Below are 4,320 nucleotides of genomic sequence, written 5' to 3'. Positions count from 1 at the left end.
GGCGGGGAGGGCGGTCGGGGGGGTAAACAGCGCGACCACGCCGTGCTCCGAGATCACCCGCCAGTAGGTGCCGGCATCTGGCGTGCCGATCGGCTTGCCTTCGAAGAGCACGCTGGTGCAGCCATGCAGCAGCGGTCCGTAGACGATGTAGGAATGCCCGACCACCCAGCCGACATCGGACGCTGCCCAGAATACTTCTCCCGGCTTGACGCCGAACTCGTTGTCCATCGTCCATTTCAGCGCGACCATGTGGCCGCCATTGTCGCGCACGATGCCCTTGGGCTGGCCGGTCGTGCCCGAGGTGTAGATGATGTAGAGCGGGTCGGTGGCCAGCACCGGCACGCAGTCGACATTGGCGCCGGCCGCCCGTTCGCGGGCGACCGCGTCGGCATAGTCGATGTCGAAATGGTCCTTCAAATCGCAGCGCAACTGGTCGCGCTGCAGGATCAGGCAGGCGTCCGGCTTATGGCGGGACATCTCGATCGCCTTGTCGAGCAGCGGCTTGTAGGCGACGACCCGGCCCGGCTCCAGGCCGCAGGAGGCCGAGATTATCAGTTTCGGCTTCGCGTCGTCGATGCGGGTGGCAAGCTCATGTGAGGCAAAGCCACCGAACACGACCGAATGCACGGCGCCGATGCGGGCGCAGGCGAGCATGGCGATGGCCGCCTCCGCCACCATCGGCATGTAGATGATGACGCGGTCGCCCTTGCCGATACCGCGGTTCTTCAGCACCGAGGTCAGCGCCACCACTTCGCGTTTGAGTTCGGCATAGGTGAACTTCTTCACCGTTCCGGTGATGGCGCTGTCATGGATCAGTGCGATCTGATCGGCCCGCCCGCCGGCGACATGCCTGTCTAGGGCGTTGTAGCAGGTGTTGCAGGTCGCGCCGGTGAACCAGCGGCCATAGACGCCGGCTGCTGCATCGAACACCTTGTCCCAGGGCGAATACCAGTCGATGGCCTCGGCCGCGTCGGCCCAGAATTTTTCCGGGTCGCGTTTCCAGCCGTCATAGACCTCGTGATAGCGTGAAGCCATCCATATCCTCCCCAGGAACCATCTGCCGTCCTCGCCAGTAGCCTATGTTGTTTCTTCGGGCGTTGTCTCCCTGCATTTTCGTCTCAGTTGGCCGCGTCTTGAGCTGATAGGCGCGGTGTCGTGAAGCGCGCCATCGAGGGGTGAACGAATGCACCATCGGTGGCGTATCGCGGCAGGGCCCGCGATTGTGCTGGTTCAAGACCCTGCATGAGGACAAGGCCGTGCCGGGCTACAGCCTGTCGGAATCCTATGAAAAACAGACCGGCCGGCAAGCCGGCGGTGATCGTTGTGCTGGTGCAGCGCTTCAGCCAGGGCTTTGAGGGGCGCGATCGCCGCTTCATCGCGGTGACCGGACAACCCCGCTGAGCAACCCGTCGATAGCCGTCTAAAGAACCGTATTTGCTGGACAAAAGTCGATCACGCTAGATCGGCAAGGCCACCAGCATGAGGCCGACGCCGCCGAAGATCAAAATGGCTGTCGCAAGCGCTTTTCGATGACGTTCGAAAGTCGTCGGAGCCCGCTCCCAATTGTAACGCATACCCTATCTCCCCAAGATACGGGGAGTTCTTACCTTACCTAAGGGAAGAAAAGCAACGGTCCTGCCGGTCCACGCGCTTGCCTAGCGTGTCATTCCGGCGGCTGGGAGGATTTCAGCTGTGGATGGATGTTGCGACTGACAAGGATCTGTCGCTCACACAGAGCTGCGCGGGCCATCCCCCCAGCCGGTCGATAGACAGAGCCCCACCACCGCGCTATCTCATTCCGGGGTTTCGCATGGCTTTTGGGGTTCGTGATGGAAATTGCCTCTGGAACGGTTCTGAGATTGGCGGAAGATGCCTCGGTCCAGCATGTCGGCGACGGCGCGGTCGTGCTTTTGGCCCGGAGCGGCCAGCTCTATACCTGCAACGGCACGACCGAAGCCTTTCTCGACAAGGTGGATGGCGCGCGCAGCCTCGGCCAGATCGTCGGCCTGCTTTGCGAGGAGTTCGAAGTCGACAAGGGCACGCTTGACGAGGACATGGCGGCACTGGCCGCCGATCTGGTCTCGGAAGGCATTCTGGCCGCTCCGGGACTTGATAGCTGAAGGTACTGTTTGATGGCGGACAGTCCTCTCCTGCGCGCCTTGTTCCGCTGCCATCTCTGGGCAAGCGCGCGGCTGATGCCGGTCCTTATTGCCAACCGCAGCTTCGAGGAGGTGCTGGAATGGGCGCCGCTTGCCTCGCCGACGCCCTATCGTGGCTTGCCAGCCGCCTACATTGTCGCTCGCGTCAACCGCATTGTCCGCCATCCCTGGCTGATGCGTGACCGCAGATGCCTGCGGGAAGGGCTGCTCGGCCACCGTTTCCTGCGCCTTGCCGGCTTCGATCCGGAGTTGCGTTTCGGCGTCGATCCGAAGTCGCTGCAAGCGTCCCGGCTGTCGGCGCATTGCTGGGTCTGCCTCGACGGCAGGCCGGTGGTCAGCCACAGCCTTCCCGGCATGGTCGAAATCTATCGCCACCATGACCGCGCCACGAAGGTGCGCCCCGCTTGACCAGACCTTGCGTCTTCTATGATCTCAACGGCCAGGTGCTCGGCATTTCGGCCGAACGGGCCGAACTATGGCTAGACTTCGACAGGATGCTCGCCGGCCTGCGCGTCGAAGGTTCGACCGAAGCGGATTTTCGTTTCGACATCGCCGACGCGGAAGCATTGGACGAGACACCCGCCGGATCCCTGGTTTTCGAGGGCGAGATACCGGACGACGGCTACTGCCGGATGATCACCCACGGCGCCAGCGTCCATCTGGTCTTGCCAGGACGCCAGACCGTCGAGATCAGCGAGAAGGGCTGGGCTCGGCTTTGCATCGTGCCCGACAGCAAGGCCGCCTGGACGCCGTCGATGCTGATGCTGGACGCCGCGCTCGATGCCGGCGGCCAGCATATGCTGCATACCGCGGGCCTGACGCTGCCGGGCCGGGATGCCGTCGTGCTGATCCATGCCCCGAGCGGTACCGGCAAGACCACGACCTCGCTGGCCCTGGCAACGCATGGTTTCGGCCTGTGCTCCGACGACGCCATGATCCTGAATGTCGCTGGCGCCACGCCGGTTGCCTGGGGTTTGCCACGCCACGTCAAGATCCATGAGAAGACCGCGCGAATGATCCCGCAGGTGGCGCCATGCCTCGGGCCATCCTGGGACCGCAATGGCGAACAGGCTGTTTCGCTGGAAAAGCTGGGCGGGATCGTGAAAATCGAAACCCCGACCGCCCGTCCGGTGGCCGCGCTCCTGCACCTCGCGCGATCCGCCGACGAAGAGACCCGGCTCGTGCCGATGGCCAGGACCGACGCCATGGTGGCGCTGGCGATGGACAACGTCCGAACCGGCGCGACCGGCCTGCTGCCGCTGCAGAAGCGCCGGCTGGCGACGATCGGCAGACTGGTCTCGTCGGTGCCGACCTTCACGCTGGAAGTAGGCGCGCGCCCGGCCGATGCGGCGGCGCTGATAAGCGCCACGTTGACATCACGGGACTGACGGCCACTTCAAGCGGCGTATGGCCTGGCCTTGGCCAGGCGCTGGATCCAGCGAAAGGCATCGCGGCGCAGGCGCGAGCCGATCTTCTCCCTGGAATTGACTCTGAGCAGCGTGTTCGTCGTGATCAGCTTCTTGGCCAACCGTATCGACAGGTCGGGTTTGATCCGCCCGGCAAGTTCGAGCGCATGCGGTTCGCCGAACAGGCGGCCGGTCACGTTGAGCACGATCGCCAGTTCGAGTTCGATGCCGGTCATGCGGGCGGCGTCGAGCAGGCGGGCTTCCGATTCGGGTGATCGCAGCGCGCGTACGCCTTGCAGCACGTCGACACAAAGCTGCAGCCGGTGGAATTTATGCCCGCCGGCGGCATGCACGATGGCGATCGTCAAAAGGGCTGCCGGCGTGTCCATAGCCTCGCCGTCGATGATGCCCAGCTCGCGAAACCCCAGCGACAGGCGGCGACGCATGCCGGTGTCGTGCACAAGGTCGCCATGCAGCTCGACCAGCAGGCTGGAATTCTCCTTTTCCAGCCATTTGAATTCCTGCAGCTGGTAGGATTCCGCCTCGTTGCTGCCAAGCTCGAAGCCTGACGCCGCGATCACCTGGTTTGCCCGTGCAAGGTTGGCGGGCTCGACGAGGATGTCGATGTCGGTGAACGGCCGGTCGGATGCGTTACGGTAGAGTTTTCGCGCGAACACCGGCCCCTTGACGATCCGCGCTGGAATGCCTTCCGCCGCCATCCCCTTCATGATGCGGTCGCCATGATACTGCAGCAG

The 4,320-nt window shown here is 63.8% G+C and carries 6 protein-coding genes; 4 read left to right on the top strand and 2 right to left on the bottom strand.

Going from position 1 to position 4,320, the window contains the following annotated elements; all coding sequences use genetic code 11:
• A partial coding sequence (locus tag EOA36_RS29045) for an AMP-binding protein (protein WP_145969357.1) occupies window positions 1–1,035 on the bottom strand: 1,035 nt, incomplete at its 3' end.
• Window positions 1,036–1,284: 249 nt separating this feature from the next.
• Between EOA36_RS29045 and EOA36_RS38535 the strand changes: the two genes are divergently transcribed.
• From EOA36_RS38535 to EOA36_RS29030, 4 genes are all read left to right on the top strand, one after another.
• The gene (locus EOA36_RS38535) at window positions 1,285–1,401 is read left to right on the top strand and encodes a DUF2259 domain-containing protein (RefSeq protein ID WP_245464503.1); all 117 of its coding nucleotides are present in this window, start codon (window positions 1,285–1,287) and stop codon (window positions 1,399–1,401) included.
• A 428-nt stretch (window positions 1,402–1,829) separates the two neighbouring features.
• Window positions 1,830–2,120, top strand: a complete 291-nt coding sequence (locus tag EOA36_RS29040; RefSeq protein WP_127280436.1) for a PqqD family protein — start codon at window positions 1,830–1,832, stop codon at window positions 2,118–2,120.
• Window positions 2,121–2,132: 12 nt separating this feature from the next.
• Window positions 2,133–2,567 carry a lasso peptide biosynthesis B2 protein gene (locus tag EOA36_RS29035; protein ID WP_127280435.1) on the top strand — a complete coding sequence of 145 codons (435 nt, stop codon included), beginning with the start codon at window positions 2,133–2,135 and terminating at the stop codon, window positions 2,565–2,567.
• Complete coding sequence (locus tag EOA36_RS29030) at window positions 2,564–3,547, top strand: serine kinase (RefSeq protein WP_127280434.1); 984 nt, start codon at window positions 2,564–2,566, stop codon at window positions 3,545–3,547. The genes EOA36_RS29035 and EOA36_RS29030 overlap by 4 nt, the downstream gene beginning before the upstream one ends.
• A gap of 8 nt (window positions 3,548–3,555) precedes the next feature.
• On the opposite strand, the gene EOA36_RS29025 is transcribed toward EOA36_RS29030, so the two are convergent.
• A partial coding sequence (locus EOA36_RS29025) for a nucleotidyltransferase family protein (protein ID WP_127280433.1) occupies window positions 3,556–4,320 on the bottom strand: 765 nt, incomplete at its 5' end.

It is taken from the genome of Mesorhizobium sp. M8A.F.Ca.ET.021.01.1.1 (assembly GCF_003998025.1).
Lineage (GTDB): Bacteria > Pseudomonadota > Alphaproteobacteria > Rhizobiales > Rhizobiaceae > Mesorhizobium.
This window is presented reverse-complemented; position numbering and strand designations above follow the sequence as displayed.

Coding starts and splice junctions, on each gene's coding strand:
- EOA36_RS38535 (WP_245464503.1), top strand. CDS start 1,285: ATGAAAAACAGACCGGCCGGCAAGCCGGCGGTGATCGTTGTGCTGGTG.
- EOA36_RS29040 (WP_127280436.1), top strand. CDS start 1,830: ATGGAAATTGCCTCTGGAACGGTTCTGAGATTGGCGGAAGATGCCTCG.
- EOA36_RS29035 (WP_127280435.1), top strand. CDS start 2,133: ATGGCGGACAGTCCTCTCCTGCGCGCCTTGTTCCGCTGCCATCTCTGG.